This window comes from Lentzea flaviverrucosa, from assembly GCF_003350445.1.
GTDB classification, from domain to species: domain Bacteria; phylum Actinomycetota; class Actinomycetes; order Mycobacteriales; family Pseudonocardiaceae; genus Lentzea; species Lentzea californiensis.
The window spans coordinates 160,378-181,787 of the sequence record NZ_QQAU01000012.1 but is presented as its reverse complement, the minus strand read 5'-3'; the positions used below and the strand labels follow the sequence as shown (position 1 = coordinate 181,787).

At 68.1% G+C, this 21,410-nt stretch carries 20 protein-coding genes; 14 read left to right on the top strand and 6 right to left on the bottom strand.

What is annotated here, in order from left to right; translation table 11 throughout:
* Window positions 1–35 precede the first annotated feature (35 nt).
* The 3 genes from DFR72_RS31825 to DFR72_RS31815 are packed head-to-tail and all read left to right on the top strand — an operon-like array spanning window position 36 to window position 2,429.
* A complete protein-coding gene (locus DFR72_RS31825; protein WP_090068864.1) occupies window positions 36–770 on the top strand; it encodes a haloacid dehalogenase-like hydrolase in 735 nt (244 codons plus the stop codon).
* 43 nt (window positions 771–813) lie between these two features.
* The gene (locus DFR72_RS31820; protein ID WP_090069151.1) at window positions 814–2,016 is read left to right on the top strand and encodes a DUF4231 domain-containing protein; all 1,203 of its coding nucleotides are present in this window, start codon (window positions 814–816) and stop codon (window positions 2,014–2,016) included.
* The gene (locus DFR72_RS31815; RefSeq protein ID WP_090068866.1) at window positions 2,013–2,429 is read left to right on the top strand and encodes an SLATT domain-containing protein; all 417 of its coding nucleotides are present in this window, start codon (window positions 2,013–2,015) and stop codon (window positions 2,427–2,429) included. The genes DFR72_RS31820 and DFR72_RS31815 overlap by 4 nt, the downstream gene beginning before the upstream one ends.
* A 279-nt stretch (window positions 2,430–2,708) precedes the next feature.
* Here DFR72_RS31815 and DFR72_RS31805 read toward each other — a convergent pair whose 3' ends face one another.
* Window positions 2,709–3,392: a DUF2306 domain-containing protein gene (locus DFR72_RS31805; RefSeq protein ID WP_170176495.1), complete on the bottom strand. Its 684-nt coding sequence runs from the start codon at window positions 3,390–3,392 to the stop codon at window positions 2,709–2,711.
* Between the two features lie 91 nt (window positions 3,393–3,483).
* On the opposite strand from DFR72_RS31805, the gene DFR72_RS31800 reads away from it, so the two are divergent.
* The 9 genes from DFR72_RS31800 (at window position 3,484) to DFR72_RS31760 (ending at window position 16,204) form a co-directional block, all read left to right on the top strand.
* On the top strand, window positions 3,484–3,699 hold the full coding sequence (locus tag DFR72_RS31800) for an RNA-binding S4 domain-containing protein (RefSeq protein WP_245983694.1): 216 nt from the start codon (window positions 3,484–3,486) through the stop codon (window positions 3,697–3,699).
* Between the two features lie 375 nt (window positions 3,700–4,074).
* Window positions 4,075–5,568, top strand: a complete 1,494-nt coding sequence (locus DFR72_RS31795) for a sugar transferase (protein WP_090068874.1) — start codon at window positions 4,075–4,077, stop codon at window positions 5,566–5,568.
* A gap of 14 nt (window positions 5,569–5,582) precedes the next feature.
* The gene (locus tag DFR72_RS31790; protein ID WP_245983693.1) at window positions 5,583–6,605 is read left to right on the top strand and encodes a Gfo/Idh/MocA family protein; all 1,023 of its coding nucleotides are present in this window, start codon (window positions 5,583–5,585) and stop codon (window positions 6,603–6,605) included.
* On the top strand, window positions 6,605–7,624 hold the full coding sequence (locus tag DFR72_RS31785; RefSeq protein ID WP_090068879.1) for an NAD-dependent epimerase/dehydratase family protein: 1,020 nt from the start codon (window positions 6,605–6,607) through the stop codon (window positions 7,622–7,624). Before DFR72_RS31790 ends, DFR72_RS31785 begins: the two co-directional genes overlap by 1 nt.
* A gap of 219 nt (window positions 7,625–7,843) precedes the next feature.
* On the top strand, window positions 7,844–8,983 hold the full coding sequence (locus tag DFR72_RS31780; protein WP_245983692.1) for a DegT/DnrJ/EryC1/StrS family aminotransferase: 1,140 nt from the start codon (window positions 7,844–7,846) through the stop codon (window positions 8,981–8,983).
* A gap of 148 nt (window positions 8,984–9,131) precedes the next feature.
* Complete coding sequence (locus DFR72_RS31775; protein WP_090068884.1) at window positions 9,132–13,907, top strand: DUF4082 domain-containing protein; 4,776 nt, start codon at window positions 9,132–9,134, stop codon at window positions 13,905–13,907.
* A gap of 13 nt (window positions 13,908–13,920) precedes the next feature.
* Complete coding sequence (locus DFR72_RS31770; protein WP_090068886.1) at window positions 13,921–14,568, top strand: acetyltransferase; 648 nt, start codon at window positions 13,921–13,923, stop codon at window positions 14,566–14,568.
* Complete coding sequence (locus DFR72_RS31765) at window positions 14,565–15,644, top strand: DegT/DnrJ/EryC1/StrS family aminotransferase (protein WP_090069153.1); 1,080 nt, start codon at window positions 14,565–14,567, stop codon at window positions 15,642–15,644. The genes DFR72_RS31770 and DFR72_RS31765 overlap by 4 nt, the downstream gene beginning before the upstream one ends.
* Window positions 15,644–16,204: an acyltransferase gene (locus DFR72_RS31760; protein WP_090068888.1), complete on the top strand. Its 561-nt coding sequence runs from the start codon at window positions 15,644–15,646 to the stop codon at window positions 16,202–16,204. Before DFR72_RS31765 ends, DFR72_RS31760 begins: the two co-directional genes overlap by 1 nt.
* Before the next feature lie 58 nt (window positions 16,205–16,262).
* On the opposite strand, the gene DFR72_RS31755 is transcribed toward DFR72_RS31760, so the two are convergent.
* The 3 genes from DFR72_RS31755 to DFR72_RS31745 are packed head-to-tail and all read right to left on the bottom strand — an operon-like array spanning window position 16,263 to window position 18,125.
* Window positions 16,263–16,670, bottom strand: coding sequence for an Imm1 family immunity protein (locus DFR72_RS31755; RefSeq protein WP_170176494.1), 408 nt, complete (start codon window positions 16,668–16,670; stop codon window positions 16,263–16,265).
* A complete protein-coding gene (locus tag DFR72_RS31750; RefSeq protein WP_245983691.1) occupies window positions 16,658–17,332 on the bottom strand; it encodes a DddA-like double-stranded DNA deaminase toxin in 675 nt (224 codons plus the stop codon). The genes DFR72_RS31755 and DFR72_RS31750 overlap by 13 nt, the downstream gene beginning before the upstream one ends.
* A 49-nt stretch (window positions 17,333–17,381) precedes the next feature.
* Window positions 17,382–18,125 (bottom strand): maleylpyruvate isomerase family mycothiol-dependent enzyme, encoded by a 744-nt coding sequence (locus DFR72_RS31745; protein WP_090068894.1) that lies wholly within the window; start codon window positions 18,123–18,125, stop codon window positions 17,382–17,384.
* 110 nt (window positions 18,126–18,235) lie between these two features.
* Here DFR72_RS31745 and DFR72_RS31740 point away from each other — a divergent pair, with 110 nt between their 5' ends.
* Window positions 18,236–19,087 (top strand): helix-turn-helix domain-containing protein, encoded by an 852-nt coding sequence (locus DFR72_RS31740; protein ID WP_090068896.1) that lies wholly within the window; start codon window positions 18,236–18,238, stop codon window positions 19,085–19,087.
* On the top strand, window positions 19,062–19,238 hold the full coding sequence (locus DFR72_RS31735) for a DUF397 domain-containing protein (RefSeq protein WP_211335596.1): 177 nt from the start codon (window positions 19,062–19,064) through the stop codon (window positions 19,236–19,238). Before DFR72_RS31740 ends, DFR72_RS31735 begins: the two co-directional genes overlap by 26 nt.
* On the opposite strand, the gene DFR72_RS31730 is transcribed toward DFR72_RS31735, so the two are convergent.
* Window positions 19,222–20,550 (bottom strand): O-antigen ligase family protein, encoded by a 1,329-nt coding sequence (locus tag DFR72_RS31730; protein ID WP_090068900.1) that lies wholly within the window; start codon window positions 20,548–20,550, stop codon window positions 19,222–19,224. The genes DFR72_RS31735 and DFR72_RS31730 overlap by 17 nt on opposite strands.
* Complete coding sequence (locus DFR72_RS31725) at window positions 20,529–21,389, bottom strand: YveK family protein (protein ID WP_143086844.1); 861 nt, start codon at window positions 21,387–21,389, stop codon at window positions 20,529–20,531. Before DFR72_RS31725 ends, DFR72_RS31730 begins: the two co-directional genes overlap by 22 nt.
* Window positions 21,390–21,410 lie beyond the last annotated feature (21 nt).

Here is a 21,410-nt window from a genome sequence, read left to right as displayed (position 1 = left end):
AGCAGCGATTTTACGCGTTGAGGGGTGGTGGTCCGGTGACCGGGCCTGAACTGCTGGTGCTCTGGGACATCGACGGCACGCTGATCTCGGCACGCGGCTTCGGCGGGCTGATGTACCGCGAGGCGTTCCGCAGCGCCTTCGGCAGGGAGCTCAGCGGCCCCGTCGACCTCGGCGGCCGCACCGAGGCCGACATCATCGAGGAGACGCTGCGCCTGCACGGCATCGAGCACACGGAGGAGGCGGCCCGGCTCCTCGCCGACGCGCTCGCGGACTCCTTCGAGGCCCGGCGCGCCGAGCTGTCCGGCCATGGCGAGGTGCTGCCGGGGGCGTTGGACGCCCTCCACCACTTCGCGGGCGACCCGCGCGTGCACCAGGGCGTGCTGACGGCGAACCTCAGGAGCGTGGCGCTGGTCAAGCTGGAGGAGTTCGGCCTGGCGCACCTCGTCGACTGGGAGGTCAGCTCGTTCGGCGACGAGCACGCCGACCGGGCCGAACTGGTGACGATCGCCCGTGAACGCGCGCGGCACATCCGGCCGTTCGCCCACGACGAGGTGGTGCTCATCGGCGACACGCCGCACGACGTGTACGCGGCCACGAAAGCGGGTGTGCGGCTGGTCGCCGTGGCCACCGGGCGCAACGACGCGGACGACCTGCGCCGGGCCGGTGCCGAGGTCGTCCTCGACGACCTGGCGGACCTGGACGAGCTGACCAGGCAGGTGTGGAAGCACACGTCTCAGGGAGTCCCCGCGGACCACGAGGATGAGGTCTAACGGGCTCTGGCCCTCGATCGATCACGGCGTTATGGTGCGCGGCATGCCCACAGCAGGCGGCCCGACAGTCAAACGGCTGTCCCAGCCGGACGCCGACATCAAACCCAAGGCCCTCGGCTTGCCCCGAGGCCGCACGGTGATCTCGGTCTTCGGCTCCACAGAAGACATCGAGACGGATCTCGCCGCGAAGTTGTTGCCGGTGCTCAGATCCGTCGTCGTGACCGCGGCGCGCAACGGCGCCGTGTTCGTCACCGAAGGCACCGACCGAGGCGTTGTCCACTTGCTGGGCATGGCTTTGCAGGCGTGCGAGCAGCGCTGGCCCGTCGTGATCGGAGTCGCGCCGAGCAGCAAGGTGCACGACCTGACCGAGAGCGCCACCAACGGTCAGGTCCCGCTGGAACCCAACCACAGCGTCGCCGTCGTCGTCCCCGGTTCGGAGTGGACGGACGCGACCCCGGTGCTGTTCCGCACGATCGACGCCGTGCGCCACAAGAAGCCCGTCGTCGCCCTCGTCGTCGGAGGCGAGAGCGAGCGGGAGGTGGTCGACCACCTCAGCGGCGACAACCCGTTGCTGGTGCTCGCCGGCACGGGCGGCCTCGCGGACCGCATCGCGACCGGTGACCTCTCCGGCGACCTCGCGGTGCTGGTGCGCAGCGGCAAGATCTTCATCATCCACGTGGACGAGGGCCCCGGTAAGGCCGTCACCGCGCTGGAACGGTTGCTGGGCAAGGAGAAGCCCGTCAAGCCGCCGAGGATCCTGCCCAAGGTCCGGTATCGGGCCCCCGAACCGAGGCCGTTGGTCGACCCCGGTTTCGTCGTCGCGTACCCGATGCTCGCCGACGCCATCCACGACGCGAACCAGGTCGTCGCGCCGGTGTTCCAGGAACTCGACGCGGAAGCCGAGGTCGAGCAGAACCGCTACCGGCTCACGGCCGTGCTCGCGATCGCGGGCGGCCTGACGACGACGGTGTTCGCCGCGCTGCAGACGTGGCTGAAGGACACTCCGTGGCCCGGGGTGCTCGTCGTGGCGGGCGGCGCGTTCGCCGCGGCCATCACGATCGTGGCGCGCAAGCGCGAGTCGCTCGACAAGTACCTGACGGCCCGGTCGCGCGCGGAACGCCTGCGGGCGTTGTACTTCGCGCACCTCGCCTCCGTGGCGCCCGCCACGGAGGAGGAGCGCCTGGACAAGGTGGCGGACCTGGAAGCCGCGGTCAGCAACCGCAAGCACGAGGTGGTCAGGACATGAGCGACAAGCTGAGGCAGGCGCAGTTCGTCGAGGCGTACCTGCGCCACCGCTTCCAGGACCGGCTCGACCACTTCGAACGCAGCCGCAGGCGCTACTCGCGTGCCCGCACGTGGACGGTCGCGCTCGCCGCGGCTCTGTTCATCGCCGCCGCCGCGGCCGCCGCGATCGGCATGGCGGACGGGCCGCGCAGGGCCATGTGGGCTTTCGTGGCAACGACTTTGGCCGCCCTGGGCACAGCCATGTCGCTGTACGAGGCGACGTTCGGGTTCCGTCGCCTGGCGCGGGAGAGCGCCACCACTTCCGTTGCGCTGCAACGACTCGCGGTGGACGGTCCCACGCCGGACGATGTGGACGACGAACGGCTGGTCGCATTTGTGACCGAAGTGGAGTCGGTGCTGAGGTACGGCCGGTAAAAGTCGAATCCCGGAGGAAATCGTACTGCCCGGGTTCGTGAAATCGCTTCCACGGTTAGCACGCAGCGTGGGTGATCGATTACGGTAAGCACAGGTTCTGGTGTTTCGGTCACTCACTTGCCATGATGACTACATCCCCCGATGCGGAAGCAGGCACGACATGACTTGGGCGCGTCCCGCGATCGCCGAGCCCGAAACCGGCACCTTCGCCGAGGCCAAGGCTCTGGAAAAGGAGCACAGCACGATTCAGAACAGCAAGGCGGCTCGCACCGTGGCGTCTCACGCCATGGACTCGCTCGACTGCGCCGACCTGCTGGAGATGCTCGGCCTGAGCGCCACGGAGGGCAAGGTCCGGGCGTAACCCCGCGACTGGATCCACCACTCGGCCACCAGCAGGTTCACCACGAACGACAGCCAGTTCGCGGTGGCGAAGATGAGCAGCCCGTCCCCGTCGGGCATCAGTGAGCCGAGAGCCAGGCCCCAGAGGCGACCCGTCACGGCGGCGCCGGTGAGTGCGAACCCGCGGATCATCCAGATGCGGTGTTCGCCGAACTGGCGCCGCCGTGCCGTTTTGAGGCCGTACACCGCGCTGACGAACCACAGCGCAGACAGGACCGTCAGCGGTGCGGACGACGCCAGGCCGGCCAGCGACAGTTGGGCGCACACGACGCCGAGCACCGATGACGGCAGCACCGCCGCGAAGTAGACGCGGCCCATCACCCGGTGCACCCGCGGATGTCGGCGCCGCAGGCCCGGCCAGAACTGCGATACACCCGCCAGAACCGCGACCGTTCCGGTGAAGATGTGCGCGATCAGCAGCCCGTAATGCACCGGTCCGTGCAGCGGCGGCCTGGACTGGCTCATGTCCAGGGTGACGTACGCGCTCGCCGCGAAGATCGTTATCGCCACGCAGACCAACCCTGACACCGCCAGCCAGGCGGCGTACCCCCTCGAAGTCTTCATGCTCAGAAGCCTGTCAACGGCTTCACTCGAACGCGCTGGTGTGCGCCCCCGAGCGAGCACTGGGGAACGCCCTACTGGGATGATGGGACTCATGCGGACGGTCGAGATCTCCGAAGAGCCGATCAGGCTAGGACAGTTCCTCAAGCTGGCGCAGCTGGCCGAGGACGGCGGGCACGCAAAGGTGCTCATCGAGGACGGAGAAGTCCACGTCAACGGCGCTGTGGAGGTGCGGCGCGGTGCACAGTTGCGCCACGGTGACGTTGTGGCCGTGGAGGGTGACGAAGTGCGCATTTCCGTTCGGGCGTAACCTGTTGCTCCGTTCGGCGGTAAGTACATGCACAATCGCAGTCGATCAGACTAGGGCCTGAAGACCTGTTCTGAACGATTACCTCGGGACATACGTAACCTTTATGTCCCTTGTGGACATCTGGAATCGTCTTGTGTCGCCACGTTTTCACAGCCGTGAGACGCGCGTCACGTCCGGTATTCGGGCACTGGGGAAAATTTTTCCCGGGTCTGTAACGCGGATGCCGGAACATGCGAATCACCGGTAGCGAGCTTCGGCGGCCGAGCCTGGACGACGGCGTGGCCGAAGATCGCGAAGTCCCAAGTTTGAAGGTCCTCGGGGTGACCTGCGTTCGTGCACGTCCGGAATCGCCGCTGAGCCGGGGAGATCAGAACGATGAGTGAGCAGGTCCGCGCTGCCCGTGACGTCGACGGGTTGCGCTCCACGCTCAACACTCTGTCGGAACACAGACAGACCCATCCACCCGTAGCGCGCTGGGAAAGTCGCTACCGATACGCCGTGATCACCGCAGATGTGCTGACCGTTGTCCTGGTCGTCATCGCCGTCGGTGCCGTCATGAGCATGCGTCACACGGCCTTCGGCCCGCTTTCCCTTGCATTGCTGGACATACTCACAGTAGTTCTCGTGGTCGGTTCGCTCGCCATCAACCGCGTGTGGACGCCGACCGTTCTCGGCCAGGGAGCCGAGGAGTTCCGAAGACTCGGCCGGGGTTTGTTCGGTGCCGTTGTGGCGCTCGGCCTCGGAGCGCTCGCCGTCGACATCCCCGGCGCCCGCCTGTGGATCTTCGTCGTGGTCCCCGCGATCGCCCTGGTCGCGTTTCCCATGCGCTACCTCCTGCGCCGCCCGCTGCACCGCGGCCGCAGTGAAGGACGTTTCCTGCTCTCGGTCCTCGCCGCCGGCAACCTGGACACCGTCGAGGACCTCATCCTCCGCACCAAGCGCGTCGCCCACCTGGGCTGGCGCGTGGACGCGATCTGCACGATCGACGGCCGCGGCCGCTCCGGCACGGACGTCGACGGCGTGCCCGTCGTCGGCCAGCTGCGCGAGCTCGCCGAGCACGTCCGCCGCGGTGGGTACCGCATCGTCGCCGTCACGCCCGACGCCTACTGGACACCTCGCCGTCTCCAGCAGCTCGCGTGGGCACTCGAGGGCTCCGGTGCCGAAATGGTCGTGTCGCCCGGTCTCATGGAGGTCGCCGGCCCGCGGCTGCACATGAGCGCCGTGCTCGGCATGCCGCTGCTGCGCGTGAGCGAACCGGCACTGAGCGGATTCCGCCGTCTGGTCAAGGAAGTCGTCGATCGCGTCGGAGCGTTCGTCCTCCTGGTCCTGCTGGCACCGCTCATGTTCGCCGTCGCGGCGTTCGTGATGATCGACAGCCGTGGTCCCGTGTTCTACCGCCAGAAGCGGGTCGGCAAGACCGGTGTCCCGTTCACGATCATCAAGTTCCGCACGATGGTGACCAACGCCGACGCGTTGCGCGCCAGGCTCGCCGGTGTCGACGAAGGCAACGGCGTGCTGTTCAAGATGAAGAAGGACCCGCGCATCACCAAGGTCGGCACGTTCCTGCGCCGCTACTCGATCGACGAGCTACCGCAGCTGTTCAACGTCCTCGCGGGCAGCATGTCGCTCGTCGGTCCGCGCCCGCCGCTGCCGGAGGAGACCGCGAAGTACTCCTCGGACGTGCGGCGCCGCCTGCTGGTGAAGCCCGGCCTGACCGGTCTGTGGCAGGTGAGCGGCCGGAGCGATCTCTCGTGGGAGGAGTCGATCCGCCTCGACCTGCGCTACGTCGAGGACTGGTCGCTCGCACTCGACCTCGTGATCATGTGGAAGACCTTCCGCGCCGTCTTCGGCGGCCAGGGGGCCTACTGATGGGGAACCAAGACGTGATTGGCCTTGCTGTCATCGGAGCCGGGTACTGGGGGCCGAACCTCGTTCGCAACGCCCAGGCCACCCCGGCGCTGCACCTGCGCTACCTGTGCGACCTCGACGTGGAGAAGGCCCAGCGCGTGCTGGGCCAGTACTCCACGGTCCGCGCCACCGCGTCGCTGGACGAGGTCCTCGCCGATCCCGACGTCCACGCGGTCGCCATCGCCACCCCCGCCGCGACGCACCTGCCCGTCGCCCTCGCGGCGCTGGAGGCCGGCAAGCACGTCCTCGTGGAGAAGCCCCTCGCGGCCAACTTCGAGGACGGCCTCAAGCTCGTCGAGACCGCCGAGCAGCGCGGCCTCACGCTGATGCTGGACCACACCTTCGCCTACACGTCGTCGGTGCAGCACCTGCGCAAGATCATCCGCGGCGGCGACCTCGGTGACATCCAGTACATCGACTCGGTGCGCATCAACCTCGGTCTGGTGCAGCCGGACGTCGACGTGCTGTGGGACCTCGCCCCGCACGACCTGTCGATCTTCGAGGCGATCCTGCCCGACGACGTCCGCCCGGTGGAGGTCTCGGCACACGGCTCCGACCCCATCGGCGCCGGCGTCGCGTGCGTCGGCCACCTCACGGTGCGGCTGTCCAACGGGGCGATCACGCACGTGCACGTGAACTGGCTGTCGCCGACGAAGATTCGCACGATGGTCATCGGCGGTTCGCAGCGCACGGTCGTGTGGGACGACAACAATCCCGCGCAGCGACTGTCCATTTACGACCGGGGCGTCGACCTCTCCCCGGAGCAGCAGAAGATCTCCTACCGCACCGGCGACATGGTCGCGCCGGCGCTGGTGGAACGCGAGGCGTTGCGGTCGATGATGGCGGAGTTCGCCGCGTCCATCACCGAGAAGCGCGCGCCGCTGACCGACGGCCGCGCGGGACTGCGCGTGCTGGCGGTGCTGGAGGCGGCGTCGGAGTCGCTGCGCGCCGGCGGAGTTTTCGTTCCTGTTCAACAAGTCGAAGGCAGGGTTTCTTGATGTCGGCCCCCCAGGATCTGGCCCAGAAGGATCTGGCTCAGCCGATCACCGGTCAGCGCGCGCTCGTCACGGGCGGCGCCGGAACGATCGGTTCGTCGGTGGTGGACCAGCTCGTCGAGGCCGGCGCGGCCGAGGTCGTGGTGCTGGACAACTTCGTGCGCGGCCGCCGGGAGAACCTGGCCTCCGCGCTCGAGTCCGGTGTCGTCCGCATCGTCGAGGGCGACATCAACGACAAGGCGCTGGTGCGCGAGCTGACCGAGGGCAAGGACCTCGTGTTCCACCTCGCCGCCATCCGCATCACCCAGTGCGCGGAGGAACCTCGCCTCGCGCTGGAGTGCCTGGTCGACGGGACGTTCACGATCCTCGAGGCCGCCGCGGCCGCCGGGGTGAAGAAGGTCATCGCGTCGTCGTCGGCGTCGATCTACGGGCTCGCGGAGTCGTTCCCGACCAACGAGCGGCACCACCCGTACAACAACGACACCTTCTACGGCGCCGCGAAGGCGTTCAACGAAGGCATGCTGCGCAGCTTCAAGGCCATGTACGACCTCGACTACGTGGCGCTGCGCTACTTCAACGTGTACGGCCCGCGGATGGACGTCCACGGTCTGTACACCGAGGTGCTCATCCGCTGGATGGAGCGCATCGTCGACGGCAAGTCGCCGCTCATCTTCGGCGACGGCGCCCAGACGATGGACTTCGTGCACGTGCACGACATCGCCCGCGCCAACATCCTCGCGGCCAAGGCGCCGGTCACGGACACGGTGTACAACATCGCGTCCTCCCAGGAGACCTCGCTCAAGGAGCTCGCCCTCGCGTTGCTTGCCGCGATGGACTCCGACCTGCCGCTGGAGCACGGCCCCGAGCGCAAGGTGAACGGCGTGACGCGCCGTCTCGCCGACATCAGCCTCGCGGCCACCGATCTCGGGTGGAAGCCCGAGATCGAGATGGACGGCGGACTGCGCGACCTCGTCGCGTGGTGGCGTGCCGAGAAGGCCGCCGCCGAGCAGAACGCCGGATAACACCCCGAAAGCCGCGGCCGCGGCGCCGCCGGCACCCCCAGGCCGGCGTGCGCCGCGGCCGCACCTCCAGCACGAACGTTCGCTGGACCGGCTGGAACCCACCGCCGTCGGGTTCCAGTCACGACCCCCCCGCCGTCAGCGGGTGCCGTCCTGCTCCTCTCCGCCGTCGAGCAGGACGGCGCCCGCCGGCACCAGACCCACCGATGAAGGGCAGTACCAGTGATTCCGGTTATGCGGCCGTTGCTCGGTGAGGAAGAGGCGCTCGCCGCCGCCGAGGCCGTCCGGTCCGGCTGGGTGGCGCAGGGCCCGCGAGTCCGGGAGTTCGAAGAGGCGTTCGCCGCGTCGGTCGGCGCACGACACGGCGTGGCCGTGTCGTCGTGCACCACCGGCCTGCACCTCGCCGTGCACCTGCTCGGCATCGGCCCCGGCGACGAGGTCGTCGTGCCGTCGTTGTCGTTCATCGCCACCGCGAACGCCGTGCGCTACACCGGCGCGACCCCCGTCTTCGCCGACGTCGAGGTCGAGACCGGCAACCTCAGTGCGTCCACAGTGGAACCGGTGCTCACCGAACGCACCCGCGCGGTCATGGTCGTGCACCAGGCCGGCGTGCCCGCGGACGTCGACGCCCTCAAGGCGTTCTGCGAACCGCGTGGCATCGCGGTGATCGAGGACGCGGCCTGTGCCGCGGGCTCCACCTACAAGGGAAAGCCGGTCGGCACGAACGCGCTGCTGGCCGCCTGGTCGTTCCACCCGCGCAAGCTCCTCACCACCGGTGAGGGCGGCATGGTCACCACCGACGACCCCGACTGGGCCGTTCGGCTCAAGCGCCTGCGCGAACACGGCATGAGCGTGTCCGCCGCGGACCGCCACAACGGCGGGTCGGCCGTCATCGAGCAGTACCTGGAGACGGCGTTCAACTACCGGATGACCGACATCCAGGCCGCCGTCGGCCTGGTCCAGCTGTCCAAACTGGACGCGATCATCGCCCGTCGCCGTGAGTTGGCCGCGCGTTACCACGAGTTGCTGGCGGACACCGGCATCACCACGGTCACCGACCCCGAGTACGGCACGACGAACTACCAGTCGTTCTGGGTCTGGCTGCCCGAGGGCGCGGACCGCCAGGAAGTCCTCGCCGGCCTCGCCGAACGCGGTGTCAGTGCACGGCGCGGAATCATGGCGTCACACCTCGAACCCGCCTACGAGGGCCACCCCTGCGCGGAACTGCCGGTGACGGAGGCCTTCACGGCCCGGACGCTGATCCTTCCGCTCTTCCACGACATGACCGAGTCCGAACAGGACGCAGTCGTGTCAGCGTTGTCGGAAACTCTCCACGCATCCCGTCTGACCGTGCGTGGTTGAAAGATAAAGATTCAACCCCCACCGGAACATTTTTGTGTTGACACGTAACAGTTTTAACCAGATCGCCGACGTTCGGAGTAGCAGCCCTGTGCTGTCCAGCGTAGTGCGCGGATCACACACGGTAACTCCGTCCGAGAGGTGAAACCCAATGGTGGCTCAGCAGTCGCGTCTCGTGCGGGTGCTTGTGATCACGGCATTAATCGCATCGACGATGTTCGTGCTCGGCGTCTTCAACCCCCCGAAGGCCAACGCCGCTCCGTGTGACTTCCCCGTCACCAACAAGGTCGCCTGTGAGAACACGCAGACCGGGGCGGACAACTGGCAGGCCCAGTACCGGGACGACACGATCCTCGGGTACACGACGGACATCAGCTACAACATCGGCCAGACCGTCAGCTTCAAGATGCTGACGTCGGCCTCCTCGTACAAGCTCGACATCTACCGGATGGGCTGGTACGGCGGCAAGGGCGCCCGGTACATGGGCACGGTCAACCGCAACACACCGCAGAACCAGCCACCGTGTCTGCGGGACACGCCGTCCGCGCTCGTCGACTGCGGCAACTGGGCGGTGTCGGTCAGCTGGAACATTCCGTCCACCGCGGTCTCCGGCATCTACTACGTGCGCATGACGCGCAACGACACCGGTGCCGAGAACGAGATGGCGTTCGTCGTCCGCGACGACAGCTCGACCTCGAAGGTCTTCTTCCAGACCTCCGACGCCACCTGGGTCGCCTACAACCGCTACGGCGGCAACAGCCTCTACTTCGGTGACGGCCCCGGCCAGGGCGGCAGCTCGTACAAGGTCAGCTACAACCGCCCGTACACCGGCGGTGACGGCGACGAGAACTTCATCTTCAACGCCGAGTACCCGATGCTCAGGTTCCTGGAGCGCAACGGGTACGACATGAGCTACACGACCGACGTGGACTCCGCCCGCCGCGGCAACCTGATCAAGAACCACAAGGTCTTCATGGCGGTCGGCCACGACGAGTACTGGTCGAACGAGCAGTGGAACAACGTGATGGCCGCCCGTGACGCGGGCGTGCACATGGCGTTCCTGACCGGCAACGAGATCTTCTGGAAGACGAAGTGGGAGAAGAGCATCGACTCCTCCCAGACCGACTGGCGCACCATCGTCTGCTACAAGGAGACGAAGGGGGCCCAGAACGACGGCGAGAACACCTGGACCGGCACGTGGCGAGATCCTCGCTACAGCCCGCCCCAGGACGGCGGCAGGCCCGAGAACGCCTTGCTCGGCAACATGTTCACCGTCAACGGCCGGCGTGACGACGCGCTGCAGGTCCCGGCCGCGTACGGCAAGATGCGGCTCTGGCGCAACACCGACCTGGTGAACCTCGCCGCGGGCACCACGTACACGTTCGAGCCCGGCACGCTGGGCTACGAGTGGAACACCGTGTACGACAACGGCTTCCAGCCCGCCGGCGTCGCGCAGATGTCGCGCACGACGGTGAACCTCGACGGCTACTACGCGCTGAAGAACTACGGCGACGAGTACGGCTCGAGCACCGAGACGCACGCGATCACGTACTACCGCGCGCCTTCCGGCGCCCTGGTGTTCGGGGCCGGCACGGTCCAGTGGGCGTGGGGCGTCGACGACGAACACGCGTTCCCGACCAACACGCCGACGTCGGACAAGCGGATCAAGCAGGCGACGGTCAACTTCCTCGCGGACATGGGCGTGCAGCCCTACCAGCTGTGGGCGGCCGACCAGCTGACCATCTCCGGCGCCATCAACGACAACGCGGCGCCCGGCGTGCAGATCACGACCCTGCCCGCGCAGTCGACGGTGGGCCAGGCCTACACCTTCAGCGGCACCGTGATCGACGCCGCCGGCAAGGTCGCGGGCGTCGAGGTCTCGACCGACGGCGGCACGCGCTGGCACTACGCGAACTGGCAAGCCGGCCAGACGTCGTGGAGCTACACGTACACGCCGAACCAGTCCGGCACGGCACAGCTGAGGGTTCGCGCGGTCGACGACTCGCTGAACCTCTCCGCGCCCGTCTCGGCCACACCGAGCGTCACCGCCAAGACCTGCCCGTGCGGCATGTTCTCCGGCACGGAGGTCCCGAAGGTCGCTTCGGCCAACGACAACTCGCAGCTCGAGCTCGGCGTGAAGTGGCGCGCCGCGAGCAACGGCTACGTCCGCGGCGTGAAGTTCTACAAGGGCGCCGGCAACACCGGCACGCACACCGGTTCGCTGTGGTCCTCCACCGGTGACCTGCTCGCCACCGGCACGTTCACCAGCGAGAGCCCGACGGGCTGGCAGACGCTGCTCTTCCCGTCGCCGATCGCGGTGAACGCGAACACGACCTACGTCGTGTCGTACTACACGCCCACAGGGCACTTCGCCTACGACACCGGCGGGTTCTACCAGCAACAGGCGTACATGCAGCCGATCACCGGCCTGCAGTCCGGTGTGGACGGACCGAACGGCGTCTTCCGCTTCGGCGCCGGCTTCCCGAACCAGACGTTCGACCACACCAACTACTGGGTCGACGTGGTGTGGGCGACGGACCCCGGTCCCGACACCCGCGCGCCGATCCAGAGCGCGACGTCCCCGGTGACCAACGCCGGTTCCGTCGCGCTGAACACCACGGTGTCCGGCACGTTCGACGAGAACGTGACGCTCGCCTCGGCCCAGGTCACGGTGACAGGGCCGTCGGGTGCGGTCACGGGCACCAAGTCGATCTCGAACGACGCCCGCACGATCACGTTCACGCCGTCCGCACCACTGGCGGCGGCCACGGCCTACACCGTCACGATGAGGGCGGCCGACGCGGCGGGAAACCTGTCCGCGCAGTCGAACTGGACGTTCACGACAGGCTCGCCGCGCCCGGCGACCTGCCCGTGCACGGTCTGGGACGACTTCGCGGCACCGGCCGTGATCGACTCCGGTGACACGAGCCAGGTCGAGGTCGGCACGAAGGTCCGCTTCGACGGCAAGGGCGAGGTGCTCGGCGTCCGCTTCTACAAGGGCACCGGCAACACCGGCACGCACACCGGCTCGCTGTACACCTCCACGGGTCTGCTGCTCGCGACCGGCACGTTCACCGCGGAGACCACGTCCGGCTGGCAGAAGCTGATGTTCACCTCGCCGGTCCAGGTGCAGGCGAACACGACGTACGTCGTGTCGTACAACGCCCCGAACGGCCGGTACTCGGTCACCTCCGGCTACTTCAACGGCCAGGAGGCGAGCTACCAGTCGCTGCACGCGTTGCAGAACGGCGCGGACGGCGGCAACGGCGTCTACAAGTACGGCACCGGTTTCCCGAACAACTCCTACAACGCCACGAACTACTGGGTCGACGTCATCTACCGCAACGGCCTCAACGGTGACACCACGCCGCCGACGATCACGAACCGCGCGCCGGCCGTGAACGCGACGAACGTGGGCCTGCAGAGTGCGCTGACGGCGACGTTCAGCGAGCCGGTCGACCCCGCGTCGGCGCAGATCTGGCTGAAGGACCCGAAGGGCGCCAAGCTGTCCGGCTCGGTGTCGCTGTCCGGCGACCAGAAGACGGTCACCTGGACGCCGTCCGCCAAGCTCGTGTCGGGTACGCAGTACCAGGCGCACGTGGGCATCGCGGACGTCAACGGCATCGCGATGACGGCTGCCGCGGAGTGGAACTTCACGACCACGACCACCGCGACCTGCCCGTGCTCGCTCTTCAGCACGGCGACGGTGCCGGACGAGACGTCCGCGGACGACTCGGGCGCCTACGAGCTCGGTGTGAGGATCACCCCGACCCAGTCGGGCCAGATCACCGGTGTCCGCTTCTACAAGGGAACCGGCAACACCGGCACGCACACCGGCAGCCTCTGGAACGCGAGCGGTCAGCGCCTCGCCACGGGCACCTTCACGGGTGAGACCGCGACGGGCTGGCAGACGCTCACGTTCTCGCAGCCGGTGATCGTCAGCTCCGGCCAGACCTACACCGCCTCGTACACGACGACCACCGGGCACTACGCGGTGAACGCCGGGTACTTCGGGACGGGTGCGGTCACCTCCGGTCCGCTGACGGCGCCGCAGGAGACGAACGGCGTGTTCACTCCGGGCAACGGGTTCCCGACCATGACCTACGGCTCCGGCAACTACTGGGTCGACGTGGTCTACCAGCCCAACGCGGACAACGTCGCTCCGGTCGCGCAGTCGCACACGCCGCTGAGCGGCGCGTCGGAGGTGGCGCTGAACTCGGCGGTCACCGTGTCGTTCGACGAGCCCGTGGACCTCAACTCCGCGCAGTTCGACGTCACCGACCCCGGTGGCGCGAAGATCGCCGGCACGCGGTCCCTCTCGCCGGACAGCAGGATGATCACGTTCACGCCTGCCGCTCGTTTCGCGGCGTCCACCGTGTACTCGGTGAGCGCCAAGGCCGCGGACACGTTCGGCAACATGATGGCCAACCCGGTCACGTGGTCGTTCACCACGACGACGACGCAGACCTGTCCGTGTTCGCTGTTCAGCGCGGCGACCGTTCCGACGGTGACCTCGGCTGACGACAACGGCGCGTACGAGCTGGGCGTCAAGTTCACGTCGAGCGCGAACGGGCAGGTCACCGGCGTGAAGTTCTACAAGGGCGCGGGCAACACCGGCACCCACACCGGGTCGCTGTGGTCCGCGGACGGCCAGCGCCTGGCCACCGGCACGTTCTCCGCTGAGACGGAGTCCGGCTGGCAGACGCTGACGTTCTCCCAGCCGGTCGCGATCACGGCCGGTACGGAGTACACGGCCTCGTACACGACCACCACGGGTCATTACGCGGTGAACGCCGGCTACTTCGGTACGGTCACCTCGCCGCCGTTGACCGCCACTCCGTCCGCCGGTGTGTTCACGGCCGGGTCGGGCTTCCCGACCTCGACCTACAACGGTGGCAACTACTGGGTGGACGTGGTGATCGGGTGATGGTGATGTGCCTGTGACCGCAAGGCCACTGCTGTTCGTCGGGGCAGGTGGACTCGCTCGCGAGACTCTCGCGGCGGTCCGCCTCCTCCCGGAGACGTGGAACCCCCTCGGGGCGCTCGACGACTCCACCGCCCTGCACGGCACCCTGATCGACGGGGTGCCCGTGCTGGGCGGGCTCGACCTCCTGGCTGACCATCCGGACGCGGCCGTCGTGCTGTGCATCGCGAGTGCGCGGCGGTCGCTGGTCCGGCTGAAGGTGGCCAGGACGCTCGACCTGCCGGACGAGCGGTGGGCCACCATCGTGCACCCGGCGGCGGTGACGTCCGGCGCCTCTCTGGGCGCCGGAACGATCCTGCTCGCGGGAGTCGTCATCACGACGCCGCTTTCCGTCGGCCGGCACGTGGTGGCGATGCCCCAGGTGCTGATCACCCACGACGACGAGGTGTCGGACGGCGTCACGTTCGCCGGCCGCGCCTCGCTCGCGGGGTCGGTGCACGTCGGGGAGGCCGCGTACCTCGGACAGGGAGCCATGGTGCGCGAGGGTCTGAAGATCGGCGCCGGTGCCGTGATCGGCATGGGAGCCGTTGTCCTGCAGGACGTTCCGGCAGGAGAAACGTGGGCCGGCGTGCCGGCCCGCCCGTTGCGTGGGGAGAGCGCGTGATCGAGATTCCACTGGTGGACCTGCGTGCCCAGCACGAGCAGGTGGCCGACGAGGTGGCCGACGGCTGGGCCGAGGTGCTCAAGACGACAGCCTTCATCAACGGCCCCCAGGTCGCCCGGTTCGAGTCGGAGTTCGCCGCCTACCAGGAAGTTCCGCACGCCATCGGCGTCGGCAACGGCACCGACGCCATCGAGCTGGCGTTGCGTGCGCTGGGCGTCGGCCACGGCGACGAGGTCGTGCTGCCCGCCAACACCTTCATCGCCACGGCCGAGGCCGTCGCCCGTGCCGGCGCGACGCCCGTGCTCGTGGACTGCGTCGACGACACGCTGCTGATCGACGTCTCGCAGGTGTCCTCCGTGGTCACTTCGCGCACCAAGGCCGTCGTGCCGGTGCACCTCTACGGCCAGGCCGCCCCGGTCGAACTGCTGCCGCTGGGCCTGCCGGTCGTCGAGGACGCCGCCCAGGCCCAGGGCGCGCGCCGCAACGGCGTCGCGATCGGCGGTCTCGGTGTCGCCGCGGCGACCTCGTTCTACCCCGGCAAGAACCTCGGTGCGTACGGCGACGGCGGCGCGGTGCTGACGACGTCGGACGCCATCGCCGAGTCGGTCCGGTTGCTGCGCGAGCACGGTTCCCCGCGCAAGTACGAGCACCCGGTCCTCGGCTTCAACAGCCGCCTCGACACGCTGCAGGCCGTCGTCCTGTCCGCGAAGCTGCGCCGCCTGGAGGGCTGGAACCAGGCCCGCCGCGCCGCCGCGTCCCGCTACACCGAGATGCTGGCCGATGTGGAAGGCGTGCGCACTCCGGTGGTCCTGGACGGCAACCTGCCCGTCTGGCACCTCTACGTCGTGCGGGTTGCTGAGCGCGACCGCGTTCTGAAGGCGTTGCACGAGGCCGGAATCGGCGCCGGCATCCACTACCCGACGCCGCTGCACAAGACGGGCGCGTTCGCTCACCTGGACGGCTCGTTCCCGATCGCGGAGACCTCGGCTGCGGAGATCCTGTCCCTGCCGCTGTTCCCCGAGATCACCGAGGCGCAGCAGACCCGCGTCGTCGAGGCGCTGAAGGCAGCGCTCTGATGACCGGGGTCCGCGTGCATCCCAAGGGGTTGTGCGAGTCCGAGGACGTCGGCGATGGCACGCGCGTGTGGGCGTTCGCGCACGTGCTGCCCGGCGCGCGCATCGGCCGTGACTGCAACATCTGCGACGGCGCGTTCGTCGAGTCGCGCGCGGTGCTGGGCAACAACGTGACGGTCAAGAACGGGACTCTCGTCTTCGACGGCGTCACTTGTGAGGACGACGTGTTCCTCGGGCCGAACGTGTTGTTCACCAACGACCTGCGGCCTCGTGCGCACGTCAAGAAGACCGGCGACGCGCTGGAGACCACGCTGGTTCGGCGTGGGGCGACTCTCGGCGCTGGCGCGATCGTCGTGTGCGGGACGGAGATCGGTGAGCACGCGTTCGCCGCGGCCGGTGCGGTGATCACCCGCTCGGTGCCCGCGCATGCGTTCGTGGCGGGCAACCCGGCCGTGGTGAAGGGCTGGGTCTGTGCTTGTGGGGTGCGGCTCTCAGACGATCTGTCTTGTCCCGAGTGCGGGGTCCGGCACGAGGAGACTCCGGACGGTCTGAAAGCCGTCTGATGTCGCGTCCAGGGCCGCCGAAACCTCGCTTCGGCGGCCTTTCGCGTTGCCGTGTGGGCTACTCCGGGCGTGGTTGCCACTGAATCCCGGTTGGCCGCTGCCCTCCGGTCGTCAGGAACTCGTGTGCGGCTCGGCGCACCTCGGCCAGCGGAAGTTCCGCGCCGGGCGGGTACTCGGTATCGGACCCCATGTAGTAGTAGAGCGGCGTCGACGCGGTCGGGTCGGTGCCCTGGCTGAACCACGTGTCCCGGTTCCGCGCCGAGTAGTAGAGGGCGCCGAGTTCTCGCTTGCCGTCCAGACCGACATCAAAGATCGCGTAGCCGGGATCAGCGGCGACCAGCAGCTCTACGATGTGCGACCCGCTCCAACCGGCCACCTGGTCCAGCACGGCATCCAGTTCATCCGGTGTGCTGACGATGATCGGATCGTCGGAGTTGATGTCGAACCACGCCTCTAGCGCCACCACGGGCGGGCACCTCCTGAGTATCGCTTGCGAAACCACGTGCCGTCCGGGGCCACGCCGTGCACGGTGAGTGTGGCTCCTTCGGGGAGCAGGATCGGAACAAGGGTGTCACAGCCAAAACGACCCTTGCACGGTTGGTAATTGATGATCACAGTCGCGTGCTTGATTCCGCGCTCGGCCATGTGTGCGGCGAGCTTCATCTCGACATCTCCCGCACGGGCAGCACGGCCTGGCATGTCCAGTCGTTCCAGTTGATCGTCGACCAGTCGGGAGTCAGCGTCTTTGCCGCTGACGACAGTCCTGGCCACGCCGTCGGGGCCGATCCATCGGCCGTGTGTCTTGCGACCTGAGTTCGGCCCCGTGATAGGCGGCGGCAACTCCCGGCGCAGCGCGTTCACGCGTTCTGCTGGGATCACGATTGGTCCGTGGAGGATTCCGTGACTGTGCAGGTAGGAACGGATCTCGTCAGCCACGGTGGCCAGCGTGGAGAGTTGCCCTTCAGGCTCGGTGATCCCCTCGATCGCTCGCGTGAACAGTGCGCACGTCTGTTCCACGTCCGCTTGTGCACTTCCTGACGCTGCCAAGGCGAGCAGGTCACGCGCTTGCTCGGCGAGATCAACTGCGGCGTGATGGGCGGCCATCGATTCGTCGATCTTGTCCAGCACACGCCGAAGCGCGTCCCCCACATCTCCGAGCGACGCCACCTCATTCCCCTTAGGCGGGTTCCCAGGCCACCAACCGGTCGAAAGTGCGCTGGTCGCCCTCCACCTCCAGGTCGTCCCCGGTCTTGCGGCCGTAGAAGGCCAGCACCAGGTCGCTCGCCGTGCCGCTGAACGTCGTGTCGGCGGTGCCTGGCACGTCACCGACCCGTGCGCCGCCGGCGTCGAGCGTCACGCGCAAGGAAAGGCCCTCGGAGGCGTGGTAGTCGACGATCGCGGGCTCGTGCGGCCACGGGGACGTCGTCGCGACGCAGGTCGTCTGGAACTCCTCGACGCCGTCGAGCGCGACCTCGGCCGGCAGCGGCTGTGCGGCGCCGATGGTGAGCTGGGCGTCGTAGGTGTGGACCGCGATCTCCTGGAGCTGGTGGCGGGCGGCGGTACCGGTGGTCCTCGGCGACTGGAAGTCGCTCCACCACGCCCAGCAGTCGCGGTCCGGGCCGGACTCCTCCAGCGCGTCGATCAGCAGCCGCGTCGACTCGGTCATCCACGCGACCAGGTTCTCCCGCGGCGCCTCGACCGGAGTGCGGGCCGGGGGAGCGTCGGCCGGGCCCGCGGCGACGATCTCCGCCCACTTGCGGCGGCCGTCGCCCAGGTGCTGGACCAGGTCGTACAGCGTCCAGCCCGGGCAGGTCGGGACCGGTGCGTCGAGGTCCGGGGCGGAGGCGATCGCGGTGGTGAAGGCGGTGGTGCGCTCCTCGATCAGTCGCAGCAGGTCGGGGAACGCCAGAGTGTTGTGCACGCCGCTGTCTATCACCGTGGTGGCGTGGCCGCACAATGATTTAAAGCTGGTCCGTTTTCACCCGAACGAGCCGTTCTATGGAGTTACTTCAACGCCTACGGTCCAAGAGCATGACCGCGATCATTTCCACTGCGTACAGCCGGGATCTGGGCGACGAACTGCGCAGGCTGCGCGAGAACAACACCAGTTTCGGAGGCCGTGCGATGGCCGTTCAACTGGGGTGGGACCCCAGCAAGGTCTCGAACATCGAGACCGGCAAGGCCCGCGCCACCGAGGTCGACCTCGCCCAGTACTTCGCGACGTGCGGCAAGGACCTCGACTACCTGCTGGACTTCACCAGCCGGTACCGGCACGCGTTCGACCTGTACTTCGCCCAGGTGCCGGAGAACCTGCGCACGCTCACCATGGTCGAGAACATGGCCACGAAGATCTTCGCCTTCGAGATCTTGTCGATACCGGGCCTCCTCCAGACCGAGGCATATGCGCACGCGCTGTTCGTGGAGACCGGCTGCGAGTCGCTTGAGGACATCGAAAAATTCGTCGCGTTGCGCATGGAGCGACAGTCCATCTGGCGACGGCCCTACCGCCCTGAATGCGTGTTCTACGTGCACGAACTGGCGCTGCGGATGCGGATCGGCGACGCCAAGGTCATGGAGGATCAGTACCTGCGCCTTCTCTTCAACGCGCACATCGTGCGAATCGTGCCTGCGAACGCTGTAGGTCTCGCGCTCCACTCGCCGCTCTCGCTGTTCGACTTCGGCAAGGCATCACCGCTGGCCTACTCGGAGACCGATCTGGCCAAGGTGTTCGCGCAAGACGCCTCGGCCATCAAGTCGAGCAGGACGCTCTTCGAACGGTTGGATGCGGTCGCCCTGGATGAGGAACAATCTCGGAGCATGCTGGCGGCATACGTCAGCGGACTTCGAGAGGACCCTCATGGCCACCGAACGGACCTGGCGTAAGAGCAGCTACAGCGGCGGCACCGGTGACAGCAACTGCGTCGAGGTTTCGCTGTCCGCCGACGCGTTGGTGCGGGACTCGAAGAACGCGAGCGGTGACGTCCTCGCGTTCTCCGCCCCTGCCTGGCGCAGCCTGCTCAGCTGGCTGGACTGACCTCGGCCGCCTTGCGCGCGGCGGCCTCCTGTCTGGCTATTCGCAGCAACGCCCCGGACACGCCTATCAGCATGAACGTCATGCCGGTCGCGACGCTGAACGCGAGCTCGTCGAACGTGGCGGCGCCCAGTGCGGACGTCAGCATCGCGGCCACCAGGCACATGGCGATCCCGCGCACGCCCTCGTCGCGGGACAGCGCGCGGGCCCTCAGCGCCGCGAAGATGGCGCCGAGGAACAGCAGGACGAAGGCGATCAGGCCCAGGTAGCCGTTCTCGATCATCGTCAGCAGGTACTGGTTGTCGAGGATCGTGTACTTCGAGGGCAGGAAGGTGCCGAAGCCCCTGCCCAGCCACGGGTGTTTGGCGATCTCCAGCCACGCGCCGTCGTAGTCCTTGGTGCGGCCCTGGAACGACGGGTCGTCCTCGATGTTGGAGAACATCGAGGTGACCGTGCCGAACAGGCCCGGCACGACGATGGACGCGCCGCCCAGGAACACCGCGCCGACGCCGAGCAGCGGCAGGCCTCGTTCGCGGGGGAGCAGGATCGCCATCACGATGCCCGTCACCACCAGGCCGATGATCGCCGTGCGGGACAGCGACAGGATCGCCATCAGCGCCAGCAGCGACAGGGCGGTCCACCAGCGGCCGACGGGTTCGCCGCGGTCCTTCGCCTGGAACACGAAGTGCGCGGCGAACGGCACGCCCAGCACGCAGACCAGACCGAACTCGATCGGGTGGTTCACGGTGCCGGCCGGGCGGAAGAAGATGGAGCGCGACTCCAGCGCCGAGTAGCCGTTGTCCTGCACGCGCAGGCCCGGCAGCGTGATGTACGACGCGAGGTCGAGGCCCAGGCCGAACTGGAACAGGCCGACGAACGCGCTGACCGTCAGGCAGGCCACCATCACCCGCAGTGCGCGGCTCAGCCTCTCGCCGCTGCGGATCGCGTCGCACACGAAGACCGCGAGCGCCGCCATCGACACGATCCTGATCAACGCCGAGTCCGACACCGACAGCTCGTCGATCGGCAGGTAGCGCCGCGTCGCCAGGGCGTACGTCGTCAGGTGCAGGATCACGTAGATCGCGAGGATCGTGCGGACAGCGTTGCGGCCCTTGGCCATGCCGAGGTGGTCGACGAGGTGCGCGGCGAACCACACGATCATGAGACACATCGCCATGAACAACGCGGGGGGCAGCGTGATCGGGACGAACGCGATCGTGAACCGTGCGGGGACGACGAGCAGCGCCACCATGTAGAAGATGAGGAGAGTGGCGCCGTCGGCTCGCTGGGCGGTCAGTCGTCTTTCGTCGGCCATGCCGGGTTCGGGGGCTTGGGGGCGGCGATGATGACGGTCTTCTGATGCGCGTTCGGCACACCGGGAGTCACGGGCCGCGCCGGGCCGGCCCCGTTGCCGTTGGCCGGCGGGTTCGGCCGGACCGGGGGAACGGGCGCCGGCGTGGTGTCCTTCTCGGACGGTGCCGGGTCCTTCGCGTCCTTGTCCTTGCCGTCTTTGCCGTCCTTGCGGCGCTTGGCCTTCAGCAGGATCGAGTCGGCGGCGAACGTCGAGGCCAGCGTCAGCAGCAGCAACACGACGGTGGCCGCGCCGACGTACCGGACCTTGCCGCCGATCTTGGCCGAGGCCGTCGTCGGCTTCACCAGCACCTGTGCGGTGATGAACGTCTGTTCGGGCGCGCTCAACGCCTTCTGCTGCGCCGCGAGCTCCGCCACGGTCTTCTCGAGCACCTTGCCGACGAGGCCTTCGGCGGACTCGGCCGAGTCGGCCTCGGTCGTGACGAACAGCAGCGGGCCGCCGACGGGACCGGTGTTGGCGGTGTAGACGGCCGTGGAGCCCTCACCGGCCAGTTCCTCCGCCGTCTTCGGGTCGCCGAGGACCTGGGTGAGGATCTGCGCGGTGGTGGTGAGGCTGCCGTCGAACTGCAGCAGCGGGTTGACCCTGACGACGTCCTCGGGCTTGGTCTTCTCCGAGTACCGGCCGCCGGCCGCGGGGGAGGTGAGGACCAGCACGCCGCTCGACTCGTACCGCGTGGGCACGGTGATGTAGACGGAGAGCGCGAGGACACCGGTGAGCAGCACTGCGGGAAGGGCGATGTACCACCGCCGCCGCAGCACTCGTACGGTTCCCCAGAAGTCCATCAAAATCCCCGATCCGCGGCT